This is a genomic window from Teichococcus deserti, from assembly GCF_001982615.1.
Taxonomy (GTDB): domain Bacteria; phylum Pseudomonadota; class Alphaproteobacteria; order Acetobacterales; family Acetobacteraceae; genus Pseudoroseomonas; species Pseudoroseomonas deserti.
In genome coordinates, this window is the sequence record NZ_MLCO01000322.1 from 1 (window position 1) to 872 (window position 872).

Below are 872 nucleotides of genomic sequence, written 5' to 3' on the forward strand. Positions count from 1 at the left end.
GCGCGGAACCACCCCCGCCCCGGCCAGGAAGTCGCGCAGATCGGCCAGCGGCACCGCCGAGCTCGATCCGCGCGCCCCCGCATAGACCACCCCCACCACATTGCCCGCCGCATCCAGAAGCGGCCCGCCGGAGCTGCCGCCGGCGCTGGGCGCGTCGATTTCCAGACGCCAGCGCAGCCGCCCGGCCTGGTCCTCGCCGAAATAGCGCAACCCGTCCTCCCAGCTGACCTCGACCTCCTGGCCCTGGCGGTCGGTGACGCGGAAGGAGACGGCGCGGCCACCCTCGGGGTCGTGCACGGTGAGCGTCGCGCGGCGCAGCGGGCCCTGGCTGGCCTGCAGCCCGGCCGCCGCCGGATAGCCCAGCGCCAGCACCGCCGCGCCGCGCGGCAGGCGGGCGGCGGCGGACAGCGCCAGCGGAATGTCTTCCGGCGCAGCCGGGCCGCGCAGCAGGGCGAGATCCGCCGCCGGCTCCTCGGCCAGGATGCGCCAGGGGCCAGGATGGCCGGCGATGTGGACCGCCAGCCCCTGGGCGCGGCAGGGCAGCACCACATGGGCATTGGTCACCAGCAGCCCCGGCGCCACCAGGAAGGCCGAGCCGCTGCGATGCGCCCCCGTCGACGGGGCTTCTTCCACAGCCGGCCGCGGCACCGGCGCGCGGAAGCCGGCGCCGGCCACGGCGACGCCCGCCGCCAGCAAGCTGGCCAGCACCAGGCCTCCGATCCAGACGCGCCGGGCATGATGCATCCGCTGCTCGACCGTTTTGCGAAAAACGGATAATCTCTAGCATGCCGCCAGGCATTGGGCCAAGCGGCAAGCGCGGGGGAGGCGTTCATCCAGGGCCTGCCATTGCTGATCCGCCTGGCGCGCCAGGC

At 75.1% G+C, this 872-nt stretch carries 1 protein-coding gene; it reads right to left on the reverse strand.

The genetic code is table 11. The features are described from left to right. Positions 1-708, reverse strand: a 708-nt coding sequence (locus BKE38_RS25865) for a S1 family peptidase (RefSeq protein ID WP_165694288.1), incomplete at its 3' end; no start/stop codon positions are given. Positions 709-872 lie beyond the last annotated feature (164 nt).